The 25,928-nt window shown below is 45.6% G+C and carries 26 protein-coding genes; 17 read left to right on the top strand and 9 right to left on the bottom strand.

All coding sequences use genetic code 11. From position 1 onward, the window contains the following. Positions 1-51: 51 nt before the first annotated feature. Positions 52-627, top strand: coding sequence for a DinB family protein (locus L0U88_RS06345; RefSeq protein WP_234864775.1), 576 nt, complete (start codon positions 52-54; stop codon positions 625-627). Positions 628-630: 3 nt separating this feature from the next. On the opposite strand, the gene rimM is transcribed toward L0U88_RS06345, so the two are convergent. From rimM to L0U88_RS06325, 4 genes are all read right to left on the bottom strand, one after another. Continuing rightward, a complete protein-coding gene (gene rimM / locus L0U88_RS06340) occupies positions 631-1,143 on the bottom strand; it encodes a ribosome maturation factor RimM (RefSeq protein ID WP_234864774.1) in 513 nt (170 codons plus the stop codon). A 102-nt stretch (positions 1,144-1,245) separates the two neighbouring features. Next, entirely contained in the window at positions 1,246-1,689 is a 444-nt protein-coding gene (rpsP, locus tag L0U88_RS20990; RefSeq protein ID WP_289623302.1) for a 30S ribosomal protein S16, read from the bottom strand. A 116-nt stretch (positions 1,690-1,805) separates the two neighbouring features. After that, entirely contained in the window at positions 1,806-3,134 is a 1,329-nt protein-coding gene (ffh, locus tag L0U88_RS06330) for a signal recognition particle protein (RefSeq protein WP_234864773.1), read from the bottom strand. A gap of 82 nt (positions 3,135-3,216) precedes the next feature. Beyond that, the gene (locus L0U88_RS06325; protein ID WP_234864772.1) at positions 3,217-4,086 is read right to left on the bottom strand and encodes a sigma-70 family RNA polymerase sigma factor; all 870 of its coding nucleotides are present in this window, start codon (positions 4,084-4,086) and stop codon (positions 3,217-3,219) included. 315 nt (positions 4,087-4,401) lie between these two features. On the opposite strand from L0U88_RS06325, the gene L0U88_RS06320 reads away from it, so the two are divergent. Beyond that, a complete protein-coding gene (locus tag L0U88_RS06320) occupies positions 4,402-4,782 on the top strand; it encodes an START-like domain-containing protein (protein ID WP_234864771.1) in 381 nt (126 codons plus the stop codon). Here the strand turns inward: L0U88_RS06320 and L0U88_RS06315 are convergent. Then, the gene (locus L0U88_RS06315; RefSeq protein WP_234864770.1) at positions 4,779-5,375 is read right to left on the bottom strand and encodes a hypothetical protein; all 597 of its coding nucleotides are present in this window, start codon (positions 5,373-5,375) and stop codon (positions 4,779-4,781) included. The two genes, L0U88_RS06320 and L0U88_RS06315, sit on opposite strands and share 4 nt — an antisense overlap. A 36-nt stretch (positions 5,376-5,411) precedes the next feature. Between L0U88_RS06315 and L0U88_RS06310 the strand changes: the two genes are divergently transcribed. Beyond that, a complete protein-coding gene (locus tag L0U88_RS06310; protein ID WP_234864769.1) occupies positions 5,412-6,860 on the top strand; it encodes an LptF/LptG family permease in 1,449 nt (482 codons plus the stop codon). Between the two features lie 16 nt (positions 6,861-6,876). Continuing rightward, positions 6,877-7,641, top strand: coding sequence for a superoxide dismutase (locus L0U88_RS06305; RefSeq protein WP_234864768.1), 765 nt, complete (start codon positions 6,877-6,879; stop codon positions 7,639-7,641). A gap of 37 nt (positions 7,642-7,678) precedes the next feature. On the opposite strand, the gene L0U88_RS06300 is transcribed toward L0U88_RS06305, so the two are convergent. Together L0U88_RS06300 and L0U88_RS06295 are read right to left on the bottom strand one after the other, a co-directional pair. Then, positions 7,679-9,529: a glycoside hydrolase family 2 protein gene (locus L0U88_RS06300; RefSeq protein WP_234864767.1), complete on the bottom strand. Its 1,851-nt coding sequence runs from the start codon at positions 9,527-9,529 to the stop codon at positions 7,679-7,681. Between the two features lie 21 nt (positions 9,530-9,550). Then, positions 9,551-10,366 (bottom strand): phytanoyl-CoA dioxygenase family protein, encoded by an 816-nt coding sequence (locus L0U88_RS06295; protein WP_234864766.1) that lies wholly within the window; start codon positions 10,364-10,366, stop codon positions 9,551-9,553. Between the two features lie 135 nt (positions 10,367-10,501). Between L0U88_RS06295 and L0U88_RS06290 the strand changes: the two genes are divergently transcribed. From L0U88_RS06290 to L0U88_RS06270, 5 genes are all read left to right on the top strand, one after another. Next, the gene (locus tag L0U88_RS06290; protein ID WP_234864765.1) at positions 10,502-11,518 is read left to right on the top strand and encodes a cation diffusion facilitator family transporter; all 1,017 of its coding nucleotides are present in this window, start codon (positions 10,502-10,504) and stop codon (positions 11,516-11,518) included. A gap of 23 nt (positions 11,519-11,541) precedes the next feature. Next, positions 11,542-12,924 carry a dipeptidase gene (locus L0U88_RS06285; protein WP_234864764.1) on the top strand — a complete coding sequence of 461 codons (1,383 nt, stop codon included), beginning with the start codon at positions 11,542-11,544 and terminating at the stop codon, positions 12,922-12,924. Further along, positions 12,908-13,282, top strand: coding sequence for an RNA-binding S4 domain-containing protein (locus L0U88_RS06280; RefSeq protein WP_234864763.1), 375 nt, complete (start codon positions 12,908-12,910; stop codon positions 13,280-13,282). Before L0U88_RS06285 ends, L0U88_RS06280 begins: the two co-directional genes overlap by 17 nt. Before the next feature lie 116 nt (positions 13,283-13,398). Further along, on the top strand, positions 13,399-13,815 hold the full coding sequence (locus tag L0U88_RS06275) for an Hsp20/alpha crystallin family protein (protein WP_234864762.1): 417 nt from the start codon (positions 13,399-13,401) through the stop codon (positions 13,813-13,815). Between the two features lie 21 nt (positions 13,816-13,836). Beyond that, positions 13,837-14,256 carry a hypothetical protein gene (locus L0U88_RS06270; RefSeq protein WP_234864761.1) on the top strand — a complete coding sequence of 140 codons (420 nt, stop codon included), beginning with the start codon at positions 13,837-13,839 and terminating at the stop codon, positions 14,254-14,256. On the opposite strand, the gene L0U88_RS06265 is transcribed toward L0U88_RS06270, so the two are convergent. Then, on the bottom strand, positions 14,257-15,312 hold the full coding sequence (locus tag L0U88_RS06265; protein ID WP_234864760.1) for a response regulator: 1,056 nt from the start codon (positions 15,310-15,312) through the stop codon (positions 14,257-14,259). A gap of 128 nt (positions 15,313-15,440) precedes the next feature. Between L0U88_RS06265 and L0U88_RS06260 the strand changes: the two genes are divergently transcribed. From L0U88_RS06260 to L0U88_RS06225, 8 genes are all read left to right on the top strand, one after another. Then, on the top strand, positions 15,441-17,822 hold the full coding sequence (locus tag L0U88_RS06260) for a heavy metal translocating P-type ATPase (protein ID WP_234864759.1): 2,382 nt from the start codon (positions 15,441-15,443) through the stop codon (positions 17,820-17,822). Between the two features lie 79 nt (positions 17,823-17,901). Then, positions 17,902-18,066 (top strand): cbb3-type cytochrome oxidase assembly protein CcoS, encoded by a 165-nt coding sequence (gene ccoS / locus L0U88_RS06255; RefSeq protein WP_234864758.1) that lies wholly within the window; start codon positions 17,902-17,904, stop codon positions 18,064-18,066. Between the two features lie 20 nt (positions 18,067-18,086). Then, positions 18,087-20,192 carry a cytochrome-c oxidase, cbb3-type subunit I gene (ccoN, locus tag L0U88_RS06250; RefSeq protein WP_234864757.1) on the top strand — a complete coding sequence of 702 codons (2,106 nt, stop codon included), beginning with the start codon at positions 18,087-18,089 and terminating at the stop codon, positions 20,190-20,192. 68 nt (positions 20,193-20,260) lie between these two features. Next, a complete protein-coding gene (locus tag L0U88_RS06245; RefSeq protein ID WP_234864756.1) occupies positions 20,261-20,428 on the top strand; it encodes a CcoQ/FixQ family Cbb3-type cytochrome c oxidase assembly chaperone in 168 nt (55 codons plus the stop codon). Between the two features lie 22 nt (positions 20,429-20,450). After that, positions 20,451-21,635 carry a cbb3-type cytochrome c oxidase N-terminal domain-containing protein gene (locus L0U88_RS06240; protein WP_234864755.1) on the top strand — a complete coding sequence of 395 codons (1,185 nt, stop codon included), beginning with the start codon at positions 20,451-20,453 and terminating at the stop codon, positions 21,633-21,635. An 11-nt stretch (positions 21,636-21,646) separates the two neighbouring features. Beyond that, positions 21,647-23,065, top strand: coding sequence for a cytochrome c oxidase accessory protein CcoG (gene ccoG / locus L0U88_RS06235; RefSeq protein ID WP_234864754.1), 1,419 nt, complete (start codon positions 21,647-21,649; stop codon positions 23,063-23,065). 4 nt (positions 23,066-23,069) lie between these two features. Next, a complete protein-coding gene (locus L0U88_RS06230; RefSeq protein WP_234864753.1) occupies positions 23,070-23,516 on the top strand; it encodes a FixH family protein in 447 nt (148 codons plus the stop codon). Then, positions 23,516-24,223 carry a sulfite exporter TauE/SafE family protein gene (locus L0U88_RS06225; RefSeq protein WP_234864752.1) on the top strand — a complete coding sequence of 236 codons (708 nt, stop codon included), beginning with the start codon at positions 23,516-23,518 and terminating at the stop codon, positions 24,221-24,223. The genes L0U88_RS06230 and L0U88_RS06225 overlap by 1 nt, the downstream gene beginning before the upstream one ends. Here L0U88_RS06225 and L0U88_RS06220 read toward each other — a convergent pair. Further along, complete coding sequence (locus L0U88_RS06220; RefSeq protein ID WP_234864751.1) at positions 24,207-25,775, bottom strand: sensor histidine kinase; 1,569 nt, start codon at positions 25,773-25,775, stop codon at positions 24,207-24,209. The genes L0U88_RS06225 and L0U88_RS06220 overlap by 17 nt on opposite strands. Between the last annotated feature and the right edge of the window lie 153 nt (positions 25,776-25,928).

The raw sequence follows: 25,928 nt of genomic DNA, 5'->3' as shown, positions 1-25,928 counted from the left end.
GCAAAGATTCAGGTGATGGCAGGCAGATAGTTTTGTGAAAAATTAATCTACATGAAAGCATTGATAGCAGCAGAACTGTTGCAGACATTGAAAGAAGAGGGACTTTATCTCCTGAACGAAGTGGAAGCCATTGGCAATCATACACCACTTGAATTACTGGAAGCAACTGATGGCGCAGGGCGTTGGAACACCCTGCAGGTGCTGGAGCACCTCAACACCTATTACCGGTATTATATTCCACTGATTGACAGGCTGCTGGAAAAATCAACCGATCCTGCACGCACACATTTTCAACCAGGATGGCTGGGTGGTTATTTTACCAAAACTATGTTACCTCAACAGGGACAGGTAAAAAACAAAATGAAGGCGATGAAGGCACATTCACCAACTGCCGAACTTGACAAAGAAAAAGTGGTAGGTGAGTTTTTACAGTGGCAACGGAAGTTTTTGTTGATGCTGGAGAAAGCCCGTCAGAAGGATATCCAGGCAATTCGGGTCCCCATCAGTATTGCATCCTTTATCCGGTTGCGTTTGGGTGATGTACTGATGTTCATCACTGCCCACAACCAGCGCCACTGGGTTCAAATAGAGCAATTGCTGGGGCGACTGCCAGTTGCCATTGGATAAAAATCAACGATAAATATCAAGGAGCCCATCCGGGAGCTGGACACGAAGGATTTTTTTCCGGGGATCTACCTCCAGGAGGCTGTCCTGATGCACCGGCAGCAGGGCTTCCTTTCCATTTAAATCAATTCGACAGAGTACCTGGTGTGGCTGCTCAATAACCTCAAGCACTTCACCCAGGTTTTCGTTTCCATTGAAAATAGTAAAGCCCAGGAAGGAGATGGAGGCATGCGCCGCCGCATATTCCTGAAAGGTTTCTTCTGTTAACCAGCATTCCTTACTCACCAGTTTTTGTGCAGCTTCGCGGGTACTAATCCCTTCCAGTTGCAGCACTATCTCCTGCTCATTTTTGGCTTTGGCAGTCACAATAAAATAAGGCAGTAATTCCCCCTTGCGCAACTCAATAAAAACTGTTTCAAGTCCCTTTAAGGAAGTCTTTTTACCCAGGGCGTGTTTGAGGATGAGTTCGCCGGAGATGCCATGAGCGGCCACGAGTTTGCCGATGGAATTATATTTCATAGTCAGATGTGAGACGTGAGACGTCAGATGTGAGACGTGAAAATTTAAAAAATCCCGGTAGGGGTACTACCGGGATTTATATGAATGAGCTGGAATAATCAATTATTCTCCACCTTCCTGCTGACGAGGCTGTGGGCGGCGTGCTCCCTGGTTAGGGAAACGACGCACCTGGCGTTGCTTGCGGTGTTCGTCACTGCGCTTCTTCAATTGTGCTTCGTGCTCCTTATGCCAAACTTCAAATTTCTGCATAGCAGTCACGTCATCGAACAAGCCCAGTTTAACTCCACGCAGCAGGTGCTTCAGGTACAGAACTCCTTTGAAAGACAGGATTCGGCGTACAGTATCCGTAGGCTCAGCTCCCTTGTGCAACCAATCAAGCGCACGCTGACGGTCCAACTGGATCGTAGCAGGAACAGTGAGGGGATTGTAAGTACCGATTTTCTGGATGAATTTACCATCTCTTGGTGCACGGGCGTCCGCCACTACTATAAAGTAGAAGGGTCTTTTCTTGGAGCCGTGACGCTGCAATCTCATTTTAACTGGCATCGTAAATAGACATTTAAATGCGTGAACAAATAGGGTTTCAAAAAATAAACGGACTGCAAAATTAACAATCCGAACGATATGAACAAACTTAATAATAATTAAGCAATTGTAAAAGATTAACGACGACCGAAACCTCCCAATCCCGGCATCCGCCCCATGGGCATCTTATTCATCATCTTCATCATTTCCTTCATCTGCTCAAATTGCTTCATGAAGGCATTTACTTCGGTCAGGTCCTTGCCACTGCCTTTGGCTATGCGCTTGCGGCGGCTACCATCAATCACATCCGGGTTAGCGCGTTCGAAGGGAGTCATCGAGTTGATCATGGCTTCAATGCCTTTAAATGCATCATCGCTGATATCAATATCCTTAATGGCCTTTCCAACACCGGGGATCATGCCCAACAGGTCTTTGATATTACCCATCTTCTTGATCTGCTCCAGTTGCTGCTTAAAGTCCTCAAAATCAAACTGATTCTTCCGGATTTTCTTCTCCAGCTTTTTGGCTTCGGCTTCATCAAACTGGGCCTGGGCACGTTCCACCAGGGTGGTAATATCACCCATCCCCAGGATTCGCTGGGCCATCCGTTCGGGATAGAAGACATCCAGGGTATCCAGTTTTTCTCCCGAGGAGATAAATTTAATCGGCTTGTTAACCGTGTACTTGATCGAAAGTGCAGCACCACCGCGGGTATCACCATCCAATTTGGTGAGCACCACGCCCGAGAAATCCAGGCGATCATTGAAGGCCTTGGCAGTATTAACTGCATCCTGACCGGTCATGGAATCCACCACAAAAAGAATTTCCTGGGGATTCACTGCCGCTTTGATATTACTAACCTCCGTCATCATCGCCTCGTCCACAGCCAAACGGCCGGCGGTATCGATGATTACTACATTTTTATTGAGGGTGCGTGCCTGGGCAACTGCCTTGCGGGCAATGTCCACCGCATCTTTGTTCTCCGGTTCGCTGAACACCTCCACCCCGATTTGGCCACCCAGCACTTTTAACTGGTCAATCGCAGCCGGACGGTAGATATCTGCCGCCACCAGGAGGGGAGAAAATTTCTTCGATTTCAGGTAATTGGCCAGTTTACCACTGAACGTGGTTTTACCGGAACCCTGCAGACCGGCAATCAGAATCACTGCCGGATTACCCTTTGCATTCAGTTCAGCTTCTGTACCGCCCATCAGTTCAGCCAGCTCATCCTTCACGATTTTCACCATGAGTTGACCAGGACTCACAGCTGTGAGTACCTTTTCCCCCATGGCTTTATCCTTGATCTTATCAGTAAATTCCTTGGCGATTTTATAGTTTACGTCGGCATCCACCAGGGCACGGCGAATATCTTTCACTGTGGCCGCAACATTGAGTTCGGTAATCCGTCCTTCGCCTTTGATCTGTTTAAAGGCTGATTCGAGCCGTTCGCTTAATGATTCAAACATATTGGTCAATTTTCACCCAAAAAATTAAGGTGAACATATTGTTCACCTTAAATCGGAATGCAAATATATTGGATGCAATTGATTAAGCGCCCAGGTAAGTGCGCAACTGTTGCGATCTGGAGTTGGTTTTGAGTTTGGTAATGGCTTTATCCTTGATCTGGCGAACCCGTTCGCGGGTAAGATTAAATTTTTCGCCAATATCTTCCAGGCTCATGGGATGATCCACCCCGATACCAAAGAAATAACAGATCACCTCTTTCTGACGTTCGGTCAGCACCTGCATAGAGCGATCCAGTTCCATCCGGAGGCTCTCATCGTGCTCTACGGATTTATCAGTACGCTCAGCATTGGGGTTCTCCATCACATCAATCATGGTATTGTCCTCCCCATCGGAGAGAGGGGTATCCATGCTTACATGGCGGGATGACATACTGAGACTGGCAGCTACTTCATCGGTATCCATTTCCAGGAAAGTAGCAACCTCTTCAGCAGAAGGCTCTCTTTCGAATTCCTGCTCCAGGTGAGAGAAGGCTTTCTGGATCCGATTGGTCAGTCCAACCTTATTGAGCGGCAGACGTACAATCCGGCTTTGTTCAGCCAATGCCTGCAGAATACTTTGACGAATCCACCAAACCGCGTAGGAAATAAACTTAAAACCACGTGTTTCATCGAAACGCTGGGCAGCTTTGATCAGTCCCAGGTTTCCTTCATTGATAAGGTCTGGAAGGGAAAGTCCCTGGTTTTGGTATTGTTTGGATACCGAAACCACGAAACGCAGGTTTGCCCTGGTTAGGCGGTCAAGTGCGCGCTGATCACCCTGTTTGATAAGCCGGGCGAGCCGTACTTCTTCTTCAGGACCGATAAGTTCCACCTTACCAATCTCCTGGAGGTATTTTTCCAGACTCTGAGATTCCCTGTTCGTGATCGACTTGGAAATCTTTAATTGCCGCATACTCATAGGTGTGGTTTTAGGTTTTTTTCTAGAGGTTAAGAGGTTTAGTGCAATAGAGAAACGTACAAATAGGAATTTTCTTGTATTAAAATTCAGCTTGCGTTCACTATTGGAACGACTGAAATTAGGGTGGAGGTATACGATTTCCAAAATTCCGGAGGTTAAATTGCTGAATCCCAGTGTTTTCACGGGTAGCCTGTTCAATTTTAACCCCCTTCCTCTTTAACAAAAAATACTTGGCGGATTATTTTACTGTGTCATTTAATTTTCTAACATTGCAGTGATTGTATTCCTAAAGACAGATTTGAATTGGAGATGAGTAAGAAACAAATGTATACGTTAGAATATCCTGTCAGGTGTTCACCTTCCATATTGTATGAGTTTTTGAGCACCCCGGCCGGATTGCAGGAATGGTTTGCGGATAAAGTGGATGAAAGGGATCAGGTATTCAGTTTTTCTTGGAATGGTTCCATAGATAAAGCTGAAGTGTTGGAAAGTGAGGAGAATAGTTTCATCCGTTTTCACTGGCTGCATGCACCCAAGGAGGAGTTTTTTGAATTTCGGATTGAGAAATCAGAAGTAACCAACCAAACAATACTGGTCATCAATGATTTTGCCGAGAAGAAGGACATTAAAGACCAAAGCCAGCTTTGGGGGTACCAGGTAAAAGACCTGTTTCACCGCCTGGGTAACTAAGACCGAACCAATAACTGCATCCACCTGGAATAAGACTGGATAAAAAATTCAGGCGCCTGCTCCCAATTTTCCACGGGAAGTTGAAAGGCCAGCTTGAGGAATTCCTTTTTACATATTGACCGGTATTTTTCATCTGAAAGGGAACTTATCAGTTGTGCATTATCTGCTTCAAAATGATGTTCCCACGGAGATGCATGTACGCAGATATACAGATCAGGCCATTGCTTCAGATCCGAATGAAGCACCGCTTCCTTATGGCGGCCGCTAACCACCAGCGTTGAAGAAAACAGTTTTCCCCACCAGAAGAACTGCCGGATCGCCAATTGATCAGGCTCCTGGAAAACTCTCGGAAAATCCAGCATCAGCCAGGGCAGTTGCTGATATTGTTCCCCACGTGATAACTTAGGCGGAAACTGAAATACTTCCGGAGGCAGTTGTTCCCGCAGCAAGCCAGCCATCTTCACCTCTTCTTCACTGATGGCTCCCATCATTTCTGAAATCCTGGCCAGGATCCTATTCTTCGTTAAAATAAATGAAGGATCAGTCAGCAGCACCGATTCCTCTTTGGAAAACTGTAATTTTACGCGGTCCATAGAAAATAAAGGTAGTCAGAAATCTTCCGGAGAACTGTGATAAAAAAACTAGATAAACTCATTTTGAAGGCATTTGTAGGGCCTTTTATTGCCACTTTTTTTATCACCCTTTTTGTGCTCGTACTTCAGTTTTTCTGGTTGTACATTGATGATTTTGTAGGAAAGGGACTGGATCTTGTAACCATCGGGGAAGCTATTCTTTACGTAGCTGCAACTGTTGTGCCCCTGGCGCTGCCACTGGCTGTTCTGTTATCCTCTATTATGACGTTTGGCAACCTGGGTGAAACCTTTGAACTGGTGGCCATCAAGTCGGCCGGTATTCCCCTCCTGCGTTTTATGCGTCCGATCATGGTGGTAGCCTTGATTCTGAGTGGAGTGGCCTTCCTGTTTAACAACTACCTCTTGCCGGTATCCAACCTGAAACTGAACCGGTTGAAATATGATATCATCAATAAGAAACCAGCTTTCGATTTAAGGGAAGGCTCTTTTTATACCAATATTCCCGGTTATTCCATTAAGGTTGGCAAGAAGGAGAAAGATGATAGTACCCTTCGGGAAATCATCATCTTTGAAAAGGACTACAACCTGCAGGATAATATCATCATTGCGAATAAAGGAATTATGCGGGTGTCTGATGACAAACGTTTCCTGGAATTCAAACTGATGGATGGATGGAGATATACAGAAAGAGGAAGCAGGGTAAACACGAATACAGAATATATCCGTTTGGGCTTTAAGGAATTTAAGAAAGTGTTTGATTTAAGTTCCCTATCCTTTAATAAAACCGAAGACAGCCTGTTCAAGGATAATTACCAGATGCTGAGTGTAAGGCAACTGGACGGAGCCATAGATTCTCTCAGTAAGGTACATACGATTTTCAGAAAGAAGGTATCGGATGAAATTGGCACCTATGTGCAGTTTTACAAATACATGGATACGGCCTATACTCCACTCACTACAAAAGCCACTGCCGATTCCCTACGGGATATCATCCCCGACAGCCTGCATTCTTCCATGAACGACCGGGTTTTATCTCAGCTCTCGATTGTAAAAAGCTCACTTGAAATCACTAAAACCGATTACCAGAACCGGATGAAGAGTTTGCGGTTGCACAAAATGGCCTGGCATGAAAAATTTGCCATGTCGATCGCCTGCTTTGTCTTATTCCTGATCGGCGCCCCGCTTGGATCCATTATTCGTAAAGGAGGAATCGGTACGCCGCTGGTATTCGCGGTTATATTTTTCGTGGTTTTCTTTCTGCTGAATAATTTCGGTAAGAAGTTTGTGAAAGAAGATGTGATGGCACCCATATGGGGTATCTGGCTGGCAACCTTTGTGCTGGTGCCTATTGGAGTGTTTCTAACGTATAAGGCTATGCGGGATTCACAATTGTTCAACAAAGAATTTTATTACAGGACATTTCGCCGGTTGCGCCCCCTGCTCAGCCGGTTCAACAAAAAAAGCGGAGCTGTCCAGCCGCAATAAATTAAACAACACTGGTATGAAAAAGATTTCCCAATCACGCCGAGAATTTTTGACCACCACTTCAAAAGCTTCTCTCGCTTTAGGCATTGGTGGCAGTTTCATTGGAAGTGGATTATTGAGCTCCTGCAAAACTTCCCAAAGCAATGGAAACAATCCTTTCCGCACCGGATTTGAGCAGGCTCCACTCCCCTATTCCTACAGTGCACTGGAGCCGGCCATTGATGCCCGCACCATGGAGATTCACCATACAAAACACGCAGCCGGATATGCGAAAAATCTGAATGATGCAGCTGTTGCAGAAGGAGTAGACAGAGGTAAACCGGTTGAAGATGTATTGATGAATATTAAAAAATATTCTGAAAAAATGCGCAACAATGCCGGCGGGCATTATAACCATGAACTGTTCTGGAAATCCATGCGTGCTGCAAGAACCGATAACAAACCGGAGGGTGCGCTGCTGACTGCACTGGAAAGCAAATTCAATTCTTTCGCCAACTTTAAATCGGTGTTTTCAGATGCTGCCAAAACCCGCTTTGGTAGCGGTTGGGCATGGCTGATACTCATGAAGGACAAACAACTGATTGTAACATCCACGCCGAACCAGGACAATCCATTGATGCCGGTAGCAGGCACCCAGGGAACTCCCTTATTGGGCCTTGATGTTTGGGAACATGCCTATTACCTGAAATACCAGAACAAACGTGCCGATTATGTCGACAACTGGTGGAGCCTGGTGAACTGGGACTATGTAGCAACCCGATACGAAACAGCTATGAAATAAATAAAAAAGGCCGGTTATTGAAAACCGGCCTTTTTTATTATTTCATTCTTACGAGTGATTTATTATACAGTTGCTGATGAAGTTTCTTCAATGCTTCTGGTGAGAACTTCATGATTTTCCGATCATAGGTCATCAATCCGTTCGTTTCAATTTCCACATCTGTTGTTTGGGTATAAACAGCAGCGGAAAGTCCTTTTTCAATATAATGAGGTATCACAGAGATAAATTCCGCATAGCGTTTATATAAGTCTTCCTTATTCTTAAAGCTTTGATATCCCCAATTGTTTTTTTCCTGCCAGGTGTGCCCTTCCACCGGCAAGCCAAGGCCACCAAATTCACCCAATACCAGAATTCTGTCCGCCCCAAATAAGGAGGGTTCCGGCATCAGGGGCTCGGGGTAGTTGTGCAAATCAATAATATGTCCAACGGGTTCGAAATTTCCACCGCTTGCCGTATTTACCAGGCGAGAGGGATCTTCTTTCATGGTCCAGTTAACAATTTCAGCAGTCTTAAATTGTCCCCATGCTTCGTTAAATGGCACCCATACCACAATGGAAGGAAAATTGTAGAAGTCCTGCATAATTTCCTTCCACTCGGTTTTAAAGATGGCTTCTGATTCGGGTGTCCTGTTTTTATCAGTTGCTTTTCCATAGATACCCGGACGCATTTCCCAACTGTTTCCCATATCGCCGCTGGGCATATCCTGCCAAACCAGCATACCTAGCTGATCACAATGATAGTACCAGCGGGCAGGCTCCACTTTCACATGTTTACGGATCATGTTGAAGCCCATCTCTTTGGTTTTGACGATATCAAATTTCAATGCCTCATCTGTTGGTGCAGTATATAAACCATCCGGCCACCAGCCCTGGTCAAGCGGTCCGTATTGAAATACAAACTCATTGTTCAGCAACATCCGTTGAATGCCCCTTGCATCTTTTTCCATTGATATTTTACGCATGGCAAAATAAGAGCTAACAGCATCCACCGGCTTGCCCTTTCTTAACAGTGATATCTTTAAATCATACAGAACCGGATTTTCGGGTGACCATAAACGTGGGTTCTCAATAGTAAGCGTTACAGCACCACCTGCATTTGTGAGTTGTTCTGCCAGTTTTGTCTGACCATCATACGCAGTAACCAAGACCTGATCTCCGGCACGGGCATTTGCAACCGAAGTTTCTACCTTAACCTGTTTGGCATCAATATCAGGGGTTTGACGGGTTCCTGTTATATAGGTTTCCGGCACTGCCTCCAGCCAAACCGTCTGCCAGATTCCTGTTACCGGTGTATACCAGATGCCTTCCGGGACTTTAACCTGCTTACCTCTTGGCTGAGGGCCATCATCAGTTGGATCCCACACCTTTACCAGGATGCGCTGATTTCCTTTTTTTGCCAATGCTTTTGAGATATCAAAACTAAAGGGATCGTATCCACCCTGGTGTGTACCAACACTAACATCGTTTACAAAAACTTCGCATTGCCAGTCAACAGCTCCAAAATGAAGCAGCACCTTTTTCCCTTTAAAAGAGGATGGGAGTGTAAAACTTCTTTCATACCAAAGCAGGTTGTCTTTTCCAACTGTTTTACCAACGCCCGACAAACTGGATTCAATGGCAAATGGTACAAGGATTTTTCCATCAAAGGAACTTGGTTTTGCCTCTTTTGTTCTGTCCTGCAGCGCATAGTTCCAGAATCCATTCAAATTGGTCCAGTTGCTCCGAACCAGTTGAGGACGGGGATACTCAGCATGCGAATTAGTAACAGCTATTTTCTCCGACCAGTCAGTTTTAATTTTGGTACCGGCCGGCTTCCAGGACTCTTGCGCGGCTGCGACTAAAAAAAATACAATTCCGATCAGGCTACTGAACCAGTGTTTTAAGGTCATTTCAAATTAGTTATAATGGGGTTAATGTATGACAGGATTCAAAGGAGACGCGGCTAATTCTCCAGGCTCAATACCCCCTAACCATCGTTGGCGGTCATTTTCCTGGTGCTGATTTTTGGGAGCAGTAACAGTAGCTCCATCAGCGAAATAAATGATGGTCATAACTTCTCGGGTTGCGTCAGAATTATTTCCCGGAGCAGCATGTAATGTCCAGCCATAGTGCCAGCTGGCATCACCCCCTTCCATGAAGGAGGGCCTGGTTACCGGATAGTTCTTTTCGTTGATGTAGGATTGAAGTACTTTGTCAGATTCATCAGAGATCGCCAGGTTTTCAACTTCGCCGGCTGTATGAGAACCAGATGCAAATGTGAGCATTCCCATCTCTTCTGAAATCGGAATCAAAGGCATCCACATGGTGATGGTATTGGTTGTATCCAGTGGCCAGTAATACTGATCCTGGTGCCAGGGCGTATGTCCGCCTCCTGCTTCTTTATATAGTGCCTGGTCGTGGTAGATACGAACACGTTCTACTCCCAACAAACTGGCCGCCATTTTTGCAAATCTCCTTGCCAGGGTAAATCTTTTAACGGCCTCATCCACCTCCCATAAATTCATGATCTGGAGAAATGCCTTTCCATAGGTATCCCGGTCTTTCATTTCCCTTGTTTCAGTATTATACCGATAGGCCGCATCATTGATAGCAGTTCTGTAAACAGAGAGTTCATCGGCATTCAGCAATCCTTTCACATGCAGGTGTCCATTTTTGCGAAAAGAAAGAATATCCTCAGCAGCAACAGGTATTTCATTGTCCAGAGAAGGAAAGTTCAGAACTGGCATGGCGCAATCATTTAGCTTAACAAATTACATATAATTCCCTAACCCGTGTTCCTGATCAAAAAAATGTAACCGCCTGAAAGTCCCGAATTAATAAGTCTATCTTTATCGCGACTGAATTCAATCAAACACCGCAGGATGCAGCTTCAAAAAGAAAATTTCCGGATTCAGCAGTGGGTGGTACTGGTGGCAGTGATCCTCTTCGGCCTAAAAATGACTGCTTATTATATCACCCATTCTGTGGCCATCCTCACAGATGCGCTGGAAAGCACCGTGAATGTAATTTCCGGTTTCATCGGATTGTACAGTCTCTATGTTGCAGCCAAACCCCGGGACCTGGATCATCCCTATGGCCATGGCAAAGCAGAGTTTATTTCGGCAGCCGTAGAAGGAACCCTGATCCTGGTAGCCGGCCTGTTTATCATTTACGAATGTATTCAGCAGTTTATCGAACCTACATCTCTGCACTCCCTTGATAAGGGTATGGTGCTGGTTGCCATTGCTGGCGCTGTTAATTTTCTCATGGGGGCCATCGCCATAAAAAAGGGAAAGAAAAACAATTCCCTTGCATTGATCGCAAGTGGCAAACATTTGCAATCCGATACGTTTTCAACTATTGGTATTCTGTTGGGCATACTGCTTATCTGGATTACCGGTTGGCAGTTGCTGGATACTATCGTTGCCTTACTGTTCAGTTTTTTTATCATCTATACCGGTTATAAAATTTTGCGGGCTTCCCTGGCAGGCATCATGGACGAAGCAGACAGGGCATTATTGAACACCATGGTGACCCATCTCAACCAGCACCGCCAGCCCAATTGGGTTGATCTGCATAATCTTCGTGTGATCAAGTACGGTAGTATCCTGCATGTGGATTGCCATCTTACTGTTCCCTGGTACCTCAATGTGCATGAAGCACACAAGGAGGTGGACGCGCTCAGTGAAAAAATCAGGATGGAATTGGGAGACAGCATTGAACTGTTTGTTCACTCGGATGGTTGCCTTGATTTCTCTTGTCCCATCTGCACCAAAACCGATTGCCCGGTTCGGAAGCATGCTTTTGAGCGAAAAGTTGAGTGGACCCTGGGTAATATCCTTTCCAACCAAAAACACCAGCTTTCCACGGGTTCTGATGCTTTGCCCAAAACCGCCTAAATTCGTGGCGCAAATTGGAGCATATGAAAGATTGGAAAAACTACCAGGACCAGCATAAAGAGCGTTTTTTACAGGAACTGCTTGATCTGTTGAGAATCCCCAGTATCAGTGCGCGTTCAGAAAACAAAGCAGATATGGTTACCTGCGCCGAAGCAGTGAAAGCCAGTTTGCTGGCAGCCGGCGCTTCGCGGGCGGAGCTCTATCCCACCAATGGGCATCCCATTGTGTATGGTGAGCTCATAACGGATCCTTCAAAACCTACTGTCCTGGTATATGGCCACTATGATGTACAGCCACCCGATCCTCTGGAGCTTTGGCATAGCGGTCCCTTTGAGCCGGTTATCAAAGATGGAAAAATCTATGCACGTGGTGCCTGCGATGATAAAGGCCAGTTTTATATGCATGTGAAAGCATTGGAAGTGATGGTTCAGTCCGGCACCCTTCCTACCAATGTCAAATTTCTGATTGAAGGCGAAGAGGAAGTAGGCTCCCCCAACCTCGCCAATTTTGTAAAAGAAAACAAAGAGCTGTTAAAAGCGGATGTGATCCTGATCTCTGATACCGCCATGATCAGTCTTGATACACCTTCCATTGATATTGGAGTACGCGGACTCTCCTATATTGAAGTAGAAGTAACCGGACCGAATCGCGATCTGCACAGTGGTGTTTATGGCGGTGCGGTTGCCAATCCGATTACCATCCTGGCAAAAATAATTGCCTCTCTGCATGATGAGAACAATCATATCACCATACCCGGATTTTACAATGATGTGGTAGAAGCTACTCCTGCAGAGCGCAACCTGATGGCTGAAGCTCCTTTTGATGAGCAGGAGTTCAAACAAGACCTGGGTATTGCTGAAGTGTGGGGCGAGAAAGGATTCACCACCAATGAACGCACGGGTATTCGTCCCACCCTGGAACTCAATGGCATCTGGGGAGGTTATATTGGTGAAGGAGCTAAAACGGTGTTACCTTCCAAAGCCTTTGCGAAAATCTCCTGTCGCCTGGTGCCCAACCAGGAGTCCAATAAAATAACCGATCTGCTGATCAACCACCTGCAGACTATTGCACCACCCTATGTAACCGTAAAAGCGAGTTTGCACCACGGAGGTGAGCCTTATATGACCCCGATTGATTCAAAGGAATACCGGGCTGCAGCAAAAGCGATTGAAACTACTTTTGGCAAATCACCGATCCCGGTGCGCGGTGGGGGAAGTATTCCCATCTGTGCCCTGTTTGAAAAGGAACTGGGACTCAAAATTATTTTCCTGGGATTTGGGCTGGACAGTGATAATCTGCACTCCCCCAATGAGAAATACGATCTCGCGAATTTTTACAAAGGCATTGAAACCATTCCCTATTTCCACCAGTATTTGTCTGAAGTAAGCAATGAAGGTTCGAATTGATAAATACCTCTGGGCCATCCGGCTATTCAAGACCCGCGGACTTGCTGCTGAAGCGCTCGACAAGGGGCGGGTGAAACTGAATGGAGTAGCTGTAAAAGCTTCACGCTCAGTAGTTGTGGGTGATGAATATGAAATCCGGACGGAAGCCCGTAAATGGGTAATAAAAGTAACTGCACTGCTGGAAAACCGGGTTGCCTACCCGGAAGCCATCAAACATTATGAAGATCTGACACCGCCGGAGGAACTGGAAAGAATCCAGTTCCAGGCGGCCAGTTTTTATACTGGCAAACGACTGAGCAAAACAGGCCGTCCAACCAAAAAAGACCGCCGCGATCTGGATGAGTTTACGGGTGAGTAAACCAACCCCAACTGAGCAAAGTCATATTCTCCTCCAATACAGGTCATAAACTAAACTTATCTGAGCTGCTAGATTTGTGGCATGATAATTTCCGCTCATATCAAAAACCACAGTTTATGACAGCAGCTACCTCAAAAAGAAATCATCGCCTGAGCAGGCCTCTCTTTGCGCTGGAAAATACAACTGAGCGCAGAAGAAAAACCACCAGTTGGGTTCCCGCCGCCAACGTATCAGAAAATGCGGAGGAATATGTAATCCGGCTGGCCGTGCCTGGAATGGATCGCCCCTGCTTCCAGATTCATGCCAGTGGTAAAGAACTGATTATTAGCGGAAAGAAAGAAGAAACCCGGGAAGCAGCAGGAAAATCCGACTATGAATACAATTACTCTGCCTGGGAAAGAACCTTTGGATTACCAGAAGATGCAGACACTGCTCTAGCCCAGGCCAGTTATGTAAACGGTGAACTCGTTTTACACATTCCCCGAAATACAGCTGCCATCGACAGCGGGGAAGTAGATGTGTTCATCTATTAAGAAATTAAATAAATCACCCCAATGACCATCCGGATTAATAAAACCCGAAGCTTTAAGGAACTACAGCAGGACTTTAACTCCCTGTTCCCCTTTCTTAAAATTGAATTCTTCAAACGTGGCCATGCTGTGGAAGAAGGTTCTTCTGCCAGCAAAATGATCAAGAACGGCCAGCTACTGGAAGAGTTAAACATCCGGGAGGAAGGCCAGCTGGAGATTCAGCCATCCATGACTGTTGCAGCATTTGAGCAAACTCTGATGAACCGGTTTGGAATCGCTGCCCAGGTATTCAGGAAATCAGGAAACCTGTGGCTTGAAACTACCATGACCGACCAATGGTCGCTGGGACAACAAAATGAACACGGACGGGAAATCTCGACGCCCTCTGAAAACGGTACGAAGTCCCCTACACCCGATTTTGAATTAAGTCGCGGCGAGGATTAATCAGTACAATAGATTACTCAATTTGGCAAGGTCCGTAATCCGGATCTTGCCTTCTTTTATTTCAATCAGTTTCTCCGACTTGAAATCACTCAAGGTGCGAATCAGTGATTCTGTAGCGGTTCCCACATATTGGGCAATATCTTCCCGGGGAATATCCAGCGGAGTCGGGACTTCTTCCCCATTGAATTTATGATGGATATCCACCAGCGCTTTAGCTACCCGCTTACGCAGGGAATCATAAGCCAGGTGCAGCAGCCGGTCTTCTTTCTCTTTTACATTTTGTGAAATGAGCCGGATGAATTTTCCTGCAATGGTCATATCATTATAAACAGCCTGGATAAAATCTTCCTTTGGGATCAGGGCAAGCTCTGCATCTTCCAGCACTTCCGCATGATCTTCATAGGAACCATTTTCCAGCAAAGCGATGTATCCAAAAAAATCACCTGCACTATATAGATTGGTGATGTATTCTTTACCGTCTTCATGCAGCCGGTAAGCTTTTACTTTTCCTGATTTCACATAATACAGGTATTTGGGCCGCTTTCCTTCTGCATAGATCTGCTGGCGTTTGGCAAAATGAACCGTTTCATAATCAGCGGGATCGAGTTTGATCATGCCCGACTCCTGCAGATCCTGCATCAGCTCATTCACGCCTTCTTCACCACCTGCGTATTTCTGGTGCAGGATATCCTGTTTTTTCAGCCTGACTTCAATGGCATTCAACAGTTCAATATCATCAAAGGGTTTGGTGATAAAATCATCGGCGCCCATTTCCATACCCTTACGAAAATCACTTCTTTCCACCTTGGCAGTCAGGAAAATGAAGGGAATATGCTCTGTATCAGGGTTTTTGCGCAGCAGGTGCAGCACTCCATAGCCATCCAGTTCCGGCATCATGATATCACATACCACCAGGTCAGGCTTAAGCTGAAGCGCCAGCTCCACCCCTTTTTTACCATTTTCGGCAGTGGTGGTTTTATAACCCCCAAGCATCAGGATTTCTGCTATGTTTTCCCTGATTTCGGTATGATCATCAATGATTAAGATATGTTTCATGCCAGCATTGGTTGATTCCCCAAATAAACGAAAATGCGGGCATTGAGAAAAATCAGTTCCCATTGTGAGCCACCTCAACTCCCGGCCGTTTGGACAGGATTAGTTTAGCGCACAAAACCTGAAAAGAATTGGCTACCAAATTACAGGAACAAATCAGCTGTTACCACTGTGGTGAAACCTGCGCTGAAACCATTATCCCTTTTGAAGACAAAAGCTTTTGCTGCGAAGGCTGCAAAATGGTGTACCAGTTGCTGAACCAGCATGAACTCTGTGAGTACTATGATCTGAACAAGAATCCCGGGCTGAGCCAGCGTATCAAGGTGCGCAAAGACAAGTTCGCCTTCCTGGAAGATCCGGGTATTGAGCAGCAACTGATCCATTTCAAGGATGCCACCAATACGCATGTCAATTTCTATCTCCCGCATATCCATTGCAGTTCCTGCCTGTACTTGCTGGAAAATCTGCACAAAATAAACACTGGTGTAATCAAGGTAACGGTGCAGTTCACCCGAAAAGAGGTGGATGTTATATTTGACCATACAAAGATTTCACTGAGAGGGGTAGCCGAACTGCTGACCAGTATTGGTTACGAGCCCTATATTTCCCTGCAACAACTCAATAAGGCAAAGCCTCGTATACCGCGCACCATGATCTACCAATTGGGTGTGGCAGGTTTTTGTTTTGCCAATATCATGCTTATGAGTTTCCCGGAGTACCTGGGACTCGAACACGCAGAAAAAAACCTGCAATATGCATTCCGCTATCTCAACCTGATCCTCGCACTGCCGATATTGCTTTTTAGTGCCCAGCCCTTTTACAACAGCGCCTGGAAAAGCCTGAAGCACCGGTTCCTGAATATTGATGCACCGATTGTACTCGCCATTTGGGTAACCTTCTTCCGGAGCGTGGTGGAAGTATTGACCGATACTGGCGGAGGTTATTTTGACTCCTTTGCCGGCATTGTTTTTTTCATGCTGATTGGACGGGTGCTGCAGGACAAAACCTACCAGTCGCTTTCCTTTGAGCGCGATTATACTTCCTATTTCCCCATCGCGGTAACAGTTTTAAAAGAAGACAAGGAAGTTCCGACTGCACTTCCTCAAATCAAACCGGGCGATACCCTGCTCATCCACCAGGATGAATTGATTCCGGCTGATGGTATCCTTACAAGAGGCCGGGCCTATATCGATTACAGCTTTGTAACCGGTGAATCCATTCCTGTACTGAAGGAAGTAGGCGAAATTATTTATGCCGGCGGAAAGCAGACAGCCGGCACTATTGAACTGCTAACTATCAAGGAAGTAGCCCAGAGTTACCTCACCCGACTCTGGAACCAGGCTGAAAAACAGCCGGAAGAAAAAGGCGTATCCTTTGTGCACCTGCTGAGCCGGTATTTTACTTATATCGTTTTTACGATTGCCATCCTTACCGGCCTTTACTGGTGGGTACAGGACCCCTCTAAAATCTGGCCGGCTGTAACAGCTATTTTAATTATCGCTTGTCCCTGTGCGTTATTGCTCTCCAATACCTTTACCAACGGAACCATTTTGCGGATATTTTCACGCAATGGGCTCTACCTGCGCAATGCCCAGGCGATTGAAGAAATGGCGGCGATCGACCAAATTGTTTTTGATAAAACAGGTACCCTCACCACCACCACCCGGCATGCGGTGGAATATGAGGGAGATCCTTTAAGCGATAGCGACCTCATTGCCCTGGCTTCCCTCGCCAATGGTAGCCGCCATCCCCTGAGCAGGGCCCTGGTACAACACCTGGGTCAACATCGTAAACCGGTTGATCAGTTCAGGGAGAGAATTGGAAAGGGACTGGAAGGCTGGATCTATGGAACCCGATACGCCCTTGGTTCGCAGTCCTTTATTACCGGAATGAAAAACCTGAGTTCCGGAACGCGGGTTTATGTATCCGTGGATAACCAGGTAAAAGGTTATTTCCAGTTTCATAATTTCTACCGGGAAGAAGTAAATGCTTTACTGGCGCGCATCCGGCCCGATTATGAACTGGCAGTCATTTCAGGCGATAACGATGCAGAAAGACCGGAACTGGAAAGAATGGCCGGAAAGAAAACCATCCTCCTTTTTAACCAGCAGCCACAGGACAAACTGCGCTATATAGAAATCGAAAAGGAAAAAGGTAAAAAGCTGATGATGGTGGGCGACGGGCTGAATGATGCCATCGCCCTGCAGGAAAGCAATATGGGGATTGCGATAGCTGAAAACTCCAACAGCTTTACCCCTGCCAGCGATGGAATCCTGGATGCTGCCTCCCTGGGAAAACTTGACCGGTTTTTACAACTGGCCAAAGGAAACAGGCAGGTGGTGATGGCAAGCTTTGTTATGAGTATCATCTATAATATAATAGGGCTCTATTTTGCCGTGCAGGGGGATTTGTCGCCTTTAATTGCCGCCATCCTCATGCCCTCCAGCTCTATCAGTATTATACTCCTGACCTACGGTGCATCTAACCTGTATGCCCATAAACTGAAGTTATAGTGATCAAAATCATAAAAAACGCTGAGGGTGATCATAATCACCCGCAATGTCACCTGCTACTTTTACCAAAATTTTACAAATGGCTGTAATCATATTACTCCTGATAGCAAGCATCGCAGTAGCTGCGCTCTTTCTGTTTGGCTTTATCTGGAGTGTGAAAAATGGACAGTACGAAGATGAATACTCGCCTCCCATGCGCATTTTATTTGATGACAAACCCGCTAAAAAAAGTTCCGAACAATAAACCGAAAAACAGCAACCTGTATGCAGATTGAACAATTCAGTTACGACAACAAAATCGTGAAATGGTTTGCTTTTGCAACCATTACATGGGGTCTTGTAGGCATGCTGGCGGGATTATGGGCCGCCATTGCCCTTTATTATCCGGCCATCAACCTTGACTATGCACCAACCACATTTGGAAGAATGCGCCCTGTACACACGAATGCCGTGATTTTCGCCTTTGTGGGCAACGGTATTTTTATGGGTGTTTATTATTCTTTACAACGCCTTGTAAAGGCCAGAATGTTCAGCGATCTGCTCAGCAAGATCCATTTCTGGGGCTGGCAGGGTATTATCCTTGCTGGAGCTTTAACACTCTGGGCCGGTTATACTACCGGTAAGGAATATGCGGAGCTGGAATGGCCCATGGATATCGCCATTACCCTGATTTGGGTGGTGTTCGGTATCAACATGTTCGGTACTATTCTTAAAAGAAGAGAAAGTCATCTTTACGTAGCCATCTGGTTTTATATCGCTACCTGGGTTACCGTTGCGATGCTGCATATTGTAAACAGTTTTGAATTACCCATCAGCCTGTTTAAAAGCTATAGCTGGTATGCAGGTGTTCAGGATGCATTGGTACAATGGTGGTATGGTCACAATGCGGTGGCCTTCTTTCTGACAACGCCTTATCTCGGACTCATGTATTACTTCCTGCCTAAAGCTGCGAATCGCCCGGTATACTCTTACCGGCTTTCCATCATCCACTTCTGGGCACTGATCTTTATTTATATCTGGGCGGGTCCGCACCACCTGTTGTATACCGCCTTACCCGACTGGGCACAATCTCTTGGGGTAGTCTTCTCCGTTATGCTGATTGCTCCTTCCTGGGGTGGTATGCTGAACGGTTTGTTTACCCTTCGTGGTGCCTGGGATAAAGTGAGAGAAGAACCCGTATTGAAGTTCCTCGTGGTAGCAGTAACCTGTTATGGTATGGCCACTTTTGAAGGTCCCATGCTGAGTTTGAAAAACGTAAATGCTATTGCACACTTCAGCGACTGGATTATTGCGCACGTACACGTAGGTGCGCTTGGCTGGAACGGCTTCCTGACCTTTGGAGTTCTCTACTGGCTGATCCCCAGAATGTACAACACACCGCTTTATTCCAAGAAACTGGCGGGAACTCACTTCTGGATTGGAACAATTGGTATTGTGTTGTATGCCATCCCAATGTACTGGGCAGGTTTTGCACAGAGCATGATGTGGAAGCAATTCACTGAAGAAGGACAACTGAAGTTTCAGTTCCTTGAAACTGTTACACATATTATCCCGATGTATATCACCCGAAGTATTGGGGGTACCCTCTATCTGACCGGGGCATTTATTATGGTGTACAACCTGTACAAAACCATCAAGGCGGGTAGTTTTGTTGCGAATGAACCGGCAGAAGCTGCTCCGCTTCCCAAAGAGATTAAAACTCATGGTAAGGAACACTGGCACCGCTGGATTGAAAAACGCCCTATCCAGATGCTGGTATGGAGTTTTATAGCAGTTGCCATTGGTGGTGTGCTGGAATTTGTACCTGCCTTCCTGGTGAAATCAAATGTGCCAACTATCAGCAGCGTGAAACCGTATACACCACTTGAACTTCATGGTCGTGATATTTATGTACGCGAGGGTTGTTATACCTGTCACAGCCAGATGATACGCCCCTTCCGTGATGAAGTTGCCCGTTACGGCGAATACAGTAAAGCCGGTGAGTTTGTATATGATCACCCCTTCCAGTGGGGATCAAAAAGGACCGGTCCCGATCTGGCACGTGAAGGTGGAAAATACCCCGACAGCTGGCACTACAACCACATGCTGGATCCTACCAGTATGAGTCCGGGTTCTATCATGCCTGCCTACCCCTGGTTATTTGAGGATAAGATTGATACCACATTGACTCCGAAAATGATCAAAGCCATGCAAACCCTGGGCGTTCCTTACGAGAAAGATTATGCGAATATCGCCAACAAGGAACTCAACACCCAGGCCAATGCCATTCGTATCAATTTGAAAATGGAAAAGATTGAGGTAGGCAAGCACGATGAGATTGTGGCGTTGATTGCTTATTTGCAGAGACTGGGAACGGACATTAAGAAGTGAGATGTGAGACGTCAGACGTCAGAACTGAGACGTCAGAAGTGAGAAGCAAAATTTAAAAAATTAAGAATATGAAATTCATAAACTATTTAGAGTCGATATCAGGGATCAGTGTATACGGACTGGCTTCCCTGCTCATATTTGGTGTATTCTTTATACTGGTTTTGATCTGGTCGATCAAAGCTGATAAAAATATGATCGACGAAATAAGCCGGATTCCGCTTGATAACAGAAACTAGACTAACCGCTAAATCAATCACTATGTGTTTTTTTCAAAGCATACGTCAACATAAACACAAAGCCGGCAGCATCTTGCTGATCTTATCCGGCTTACTGGCCTTTTCCCTTCCGGCGCTGGCAAAAGGAGCTGCCGGACCACCACCTGTCAGCAGTATGGAGAATCCACTGGCTGTAACCCTTTTGGTAATTATTGCAGTACTGGCATTGATCATTATCCTGCTTGCCTGGGTAGTAAATGGCGCAGCTGATGTATTCATCAGTCGCTACCGCAAAGCAAAATCTGGTATCGTTTCAGCAATGATTCTGGGCTTCTTACTTGGATCCAACAGCGCAGGTGCCCAGGATGCAGCTGCAGCCGGTTCAGGTCAAATTGGTGGCATGGATTCACTTGCTTTCTACTTTTTAACCGGAGTGATCGCTGTAGAACTGATTGCCATTCTCTATCTGCTCTATAACCTGAGGTTACTGATCCGGGCTGAATTGGCAAACTCAGGCATTACCAAAGTTGCTGTGGCACCAACTAAACCAAAAGAAAGCTGGTGGTCGAAATTCAACAAATTCAAACCTGTGGAACAGGAAGCAGATATAGACCTGGGGCACGATTACGATGGCATCCGGGAACTGGACAACCGGCTTCCACCCTGGTGGTTATACGGTTTTTATCTGTGTATCCTGTTTGCAGCCATTTACCTGTGGAGGTTCCATGTTACCCATACAGGTCCGTCTTCTGTGGAAGAGTTCAATCGGGCAATGGCTATCGCTGATAAGCAGAAAGAAGAATACCTGAAAAAAGCAGCCAATAATATTGATGAGAACTCTGTAGTGATGATGGACGCAGCCGGAATTGCTGCAGGACAGGCACTTTATATCACCAATTGCGCTGCCTGTCATGGTAAACAGGGTGAAGGTACCGTAGGTCCGAACCTGACTGATGACTACTGGTTGCATGGAGGTTCTATCAATGATATTTTCAAAACTATTAAGTATGGTGTACCTGAAAAAGGCATGCGCTCCTGGCAGGAAGATCTGAGTCCGGTTAAGATGGCGCAAATCAGCAGCTTTATCAAATCCATTCATGGAAGCAATCCTCCAAATCCGAAGGAAAAACAGGGTGAATTGTATAAGGAAGCAACTCCGGCAGCCGGAGACTCCGTTAAGCCGGCAACTCTTGTTGATTCTACTTCCGTATCCAGCGTAACAAACTAAATCCGTTATTCATGAGTGAGGTAAAAGGGATAAAAGAAAAAGAAGAAGAAGAAAGTTTTCGCGACCGAATTGCGACTGTTGATAAATCCGGTAAACGCAAATGGGTTTTTGCACAAAAACCTAAAGGCAGGTTTACCAGTTGGAGAAACTATGTAAGCTGGGTATTCTTTGCTGTTTTCCTTATCATACCCTTCATTCAGGTGAATGGACGGCCCCTCATTCTCTTTAATATTCCGGAAGCAAAGTTCATTTTGTTTGGAGTTGTTTTCTGGCCGCAGGACTTTTTCATCTTTGGCCTTACAATGGTGAGCTTTGTTATCTTCATTGTTCTTTTCACCGCAGCATTTGGCAGGCTGTTTTGCGGATGGATTTGCCCGCAGACCATTTTCATGGAGATGGTATTCCGGAAAATTGAATACCTGATCGAAGGAGATGCATCTGAGCAGCGCCTGCTCGCAAAAGCCCCCTGGACTTCAGAAAAAATCGTCAAAAAGACAACCAAACATGTAGTATTCTTTTTGATGTCTTTTATCATTGCCAATTTTTTCCTGGCTTATATCATCGGTATTAAAGAACTCTGGAAAATCATTACCGAACCGGTGTCTGAACACTTCCTCGGACTGCTTTCCCTGATGCTCTTCTCCGCTGTTTTTTATGGTGTATATGCATTTTTCAGGGAGCAGGTGTGTACGGTCGTTTGTCCGTATGGCCGACTCCAGGGCGTTTTGCTCGACCGCAACTCCATGATTGTTGCCTATGACTACAAAAGAGGTGAACCCAGGGGAAAACTGAAAGACAAGGAAGAACTGTCCCTCGGAGATTGTATTGATTGTTTGCAATGTGTGAAGGTTTGTCCCACTGGTATTGACATCCGCAATGGCACTCAATTGGAATGTGTTAACTGTACCGCCTGTATTGATGCCTGTGATAATATCATGGATAAGATTGGCCGTCCCAGGGGGCTGATCCGGTATGCATCTGAAAATGGAATTGCGAACCGGGAGCCATTGAAGTACACCACCCGGATGAAATTATATACTGCTTTATTGCTGGTATTAGTGGTAATTTTATCCACCCTGCTGATTACGAGAAAAGATGTGGATGCCACCATCATGAGAACACCCGGAATGTTATTCCAGGAAAGAGGAACAGACAGTGTTTCGAATCTCTATAATATCAAGGTAGCGAATAAAACCATGGAGGAAGTGCCACTTACCATCAGGCTGGAAGGGCAGCAGGGCAAAGTAGAAATCATTGGAGGCGGACCCATTATGGTGAAAAAAGAAGGACAGGGATCCGGATCCTTCTTCATCATATTACCGCGCACTACTATCCACGATCGTAAAAATGTTTTGCAACTTGGATTGTACAGAGGCAATGAACGGATCGACCAGGTAAAAACAACTTTTTTAGGACCTGTAACCCAATAAAACTATGGCACTCAATTTTGGACATAAACTGGTACTTGTTTTCATCGCTTTCGGATTGCTCATGGGTACCCTGATTTATATGAGCGTGAAAACAGAATTCGAACTGGTTTCCAAGGATTATTATAAAGAGGAACTGGCTTATCAGCAGGTTATTGATGCACGAAACAATGCAGCCAATTTAACAGCTGCGATTCAGCTAAGCTATCGCGATAAAATGTTGAAGATTCAGCTACCCGCTGAGATGGTTGGCAAAGTTCAATCCGGACAGATTATTTTTTATTGTCCGGCTGATGCTGATAAAGACACCGTACTTGACCTGCAACCTGATGCAACCGGACAGCAGTCAATTGAAATTGGTAAAAGCATCCTGCCTGCCGCCTATAAACTTAAATTCAAATGGCAGGCGAATGACACGGGATATTACCAGGAAAACTTTATGAACCTGCAGTAATGACATCGGAACTGATCATAGGAGCACTAAGCCTCGGCCTTATCAGCAGTTTTCACTGCGTAGGGATGTGTGGTCCTATTGCATTTGCGCTACCTGTACAACACCTCTCTCCCATTCTCCGGATGGGATCAACATTAAGTTATCACCTGGGTAGAATCACCACTTACAGTGCACTCGGTGCCATCTTCGGATTGTTAGGCAGACAGGTTTACCTGGCAGGTTTTCAGCGATGGTTCTCCATCATTCTCGGCGTATTGGTTTTATTTCTGCTGATCCAATACATGCAGCAGAAATCCAGGATACAACCCGGCTGGATCACACGATTACAGACCCGGCTCCTGAATACCATGAGCAGGTTGTTGAAAGATCAGCGATCAGGCAGTTTTTTCCTGTTAGGAATGGCAAACGGATTATTACCCTGTGGCATGGTGTACCTGGCCATAGCCGGTGCACTCAGTACCAACCAATTAACGGATGGTGTATTCTTTATGGCAGCATTTGGATTTGGGACACTGCCTGCCCTGCTGGCACTGAACTGGTTTGGACACCTTGCCAGCATCAGTCTTCGCAACCGGATGAAACAACTCACACCTTATGTAATTGCTGTAATGGGTGTATTATTAATTCTCCGTGGACTGAACCTAGGTATTCCCTATATCAGTCCGGTTTTAGAATCAGCCAGGGGCGCCGCTATTGATTGCCACTAATAGTAGCACAGGGTACAGAAACAGAAACAGTAGTACCCTGATTCAATTCACTTTCAAACCGGATATCACCACCGAGCAGGTTCATGTACCGTTTTACAATGTGAAGGCCTAAACCGGTTCCCTGAATATTGAATGCATTTTTGGCCCGGAAAAAACTATCAAACAAATATTCCTGGTCTTCTTTGGCCACACCAATTCCTTCATCTTTCACGGAAATGGTTAAACGCCCGTTATCCTGTACCATTCGCACATGAATGGATTTACCGGGATCAGAAAATTTGATCGCGTTACTCAGGATGTTGATCAAGGTATGTTTCATCAATCGTTTATCCGTGGTGCAGGTGATGGTTTCCGGTATATCCTGGTTGAATACCTGCCCCTCTTTCATGGAAGGCTTCAATTCATCTTCCACTTCTTCCAGCAATTGGGACATTTTTACCGGCTCCATTTTGGTTTCCACTTTTCCTTCTTCCAGTTTTCCAAAAGACAAAAAGTCTTCCAGCAGATCGTTCAGATGTTTTACGGCATCTTTTACCCGCTTCACATGTTTTTCTCTTTGCGGTTGTTCCTCTCCCTGCTGATAGCGACTGATCAGCGTGGCAGATGAAAGAATGGTGCTGAGAGGCGTTCTGAATTCATGTGATGCCATTGATACAAACCTGGATTTGATCTCGTTCAGCTCTTTTTCTTTGTTAAGCGCCTCTTCCAATTCCAACTGCGAGCGTTCCAGTTCATGTAAAGCTTCTTTAAGAATCAGCGTTCGCTCTTCCACTTTAGTTTCCAGTTCTGTATTCAGTTTGCGCACGTCATTGGTAATACTTTCCAGTTGCTCTTTTTGCTGTAATAATTTTTTCTCTGCCTCTTTACGTTGCGTAATATCAATGATAAAAGCAATTACATACTGTCCTTTTTTATCACTGAAATGACTCAGACTGATTTCCACCGGAAATTCAGATGCATCTTTCCGCCTGGCAAAAAGATCACGGCCTTGTCCCATTTTCCGGTTGCCTGGGTTTTTATAGAATTCAGCCCTGCTATGTTCGTGCCGGCTATGCAGGCGCTTGGGTATCAGTAATTCAATCGTTTGGCCAAGCAACTCATGTTTTTGATAGCCAAACAAACGTTCCGCTTCCGGATTCACCAAAATGATATGCCCCTTGCCATTGGTAAGAATAATGCCTTCTGTAGCATATTCAAAAAGCGCATTCACCTGGCGTTCTTCTCTTTCGAGGCTGCGGTATAAGCGCTTCAGATAGATGACGAGGGTCATGGTCATCACAATGACCACAGCCGAAAAAATATGTTGCAACCAGATTTGAACATCCGGCTCTGCTGCATTGGGATAATAAACTGAGATAATCGTAAATACCAATCCTGTAACACCAAAGATGCGGGTATACAGATCATCCTTTAAAAAGATAGTCAACAGGATGGCGATGATGTATCCGCCATCAAAAAAACTATACTCCGGCTGCTGGTACTGCATAAAGGCAGTAGCACCAATTACGGCGATACTAAAAAGTATAATTGGAAGCGGGTTCTCTTTGAACATACTCGAAAATAAGGCAAATACTTAGCTGCTAAGTGGTTTACTGATACACCCCGTAATTTTACCTCTAAGTGTTTTTATGGAGTGCGATATTGTTCCAAAATTCCGGAAAACTCCTAAACCCGCATAGGGATTCTACGACAATATCTTCCAAAA

The organism is Flavihumibacter fluminis, from assembly GCF_021491375.1.
Taxonomy (GTDB): domain Bacteria; phylum Bacteroidota; class Bacteroidia; order Chitinophagales; family Chitinophagaceae; genus Flavihumibacter; species Flavihumibacter fluminis.
The sequence above is the reverse complement of the archived record's forward strand: the minus strand, read 5'-3'. Positions and strand labels throughout refer to the sequence as shown.